Here is a 1305-nt window from a genome sequence, read left to right on the forward strand (position 1 = left end):
GTCTGCGCCTACGTCGCCACCCAGGCGATGCCCCTGCTCAAGCAGGGCATCCGCATCAACGCGATCTGCCCCGGCCCCACCGACACCCCGCTGGCGCGGGCGAACGAGGAGAGGTGGCTCGGCTTCGGCGCCGACTACCGGGCCGAGCTGGGCATCGAGGCCGCGACCCCCCTGGAACAGGCCTACCCCCTGCTGTTCCTCTGCAGCGACGCCGCCTCCGCCATCAGCGGCATCACCCTCACGGCCGACTCGGGCTACTTCACCGCCGGCATCTCCGACTCCTTCCCCCCGGCCACACCCATCGTGAAATTCCTGCTCGGTCGGTGACCCGGTTGCCTGGCGGCGCTCGCCGTCGGGCCCGTCCGTCCCTACTTCGGCACACCACCACGCAGCAGGCACTCGACATCCATTAAGGACAAAACACGATGAAAGAGCAGCGCCGGGGCCGCAAGATCGCCATGAGTCGGGACGAGATCGATGCCTTCCTCACCGAGGAGCGAACCTGCCGGGTGGCGACGTCCAGCCCGAGCGGACCACATCTGACTCCGCTGTGGTTCGTGTGGGACGGCTCCGCTCTGTGGCTCAACTCGGTCGTGAAGAGCCAGCGCTGGACCGACATCGCCCGCGACCCGCGAGTGGCCGTGCTCATCGATGGCGGCCACGCCTTCAACGAGCTGCACGGGGTCGAGCTCCGCGGGAAGCTCGAAAGCGTCGGAGAAGCTCCCCGGACCGGCACCCCCGACCCGGACCTAGAAACACCGGAAAAGCTCTTCGCCCAGAAATACACCGGTCGCGACGAAATGCACTACGACGGCCGTCACGCCTGGCTGCGCCTCACCCCGGAGAAAATGACCAGCTGGGACTTCCGAAAAATGTGAGAACCCCCGGCACGGCCGGGACCGGAGCACAGATATCTGACCGGATACGCCTGTCAGGCCAGCACCCACGGAGGAGGGTCATGAACGTCGACGACTTGATTCTGGTGAGCATCGACGACCACGTGGTCGAACCAGCGGACATGTTCAAGAACCACCTGCCGGCGAACCTGGCCGACCAGGCGCCGCACGTCGAGACCGACGAGTCCGGGGTGGACCGGTGGATCTACCAGGGCCGGGTCACCGGGGTCAGCGGCCTCAACGCCGTGATCACCTGGCCGCCGGAGGAATGGGCCAAGGACCCGGCCGGCTTCGCCGAGATGCGCCCCGCCGTCTACGACATCCACGACCGGGTCCGGGACATGGACCGTAACGGGATCCTGGCGTCGATGTGCTTCCCGACGTTCGCCGGGTTCAGCGCCGGGCATCT

2 protein-coding genes and 1 pseudogene are annotated in these 1305 nt (G+C 67.2%); all 3 read left to right on the plus strand.

Annotation, left to right across the window (positions count from 1 at the left end; genetic code table 11):
- A partial coding sequence (locus BBK14_RS14525; protein ID WP_116430078.1) for an SDR family oxidoreductase occupies nt 1–327 on the plus strand: 327 nt, incomplete at its 5' end.
- 98 nt (nt 328–425) lie between these two features.
- Nucleotides 426–878, plus strand: coding sequence for a pyridoxamine 5'-phosphate oxidase family protein (locus BBK14_RS14530; protein WP_071062860.1), 453 nt, complete (start codon nt 426–428; stop codon nt 876–878).
- A gap of 80 nt (nt 879–958) precedes the next feature.
- Nucleotides 959–1305 (plus strand): annotated as a pseudogene (locus BBK14_RS14535) (amidohydrolase family protein); the annotation flags it as partial.

This window comes from Parafrankia soli (assembly GCF_001854695.1).
Classification (GTDB): Bacteria; Actinomycetota; Actinomycetes; order Frankiales; family Frankiaceae; genus Parafrankia; species Parafrankia soli.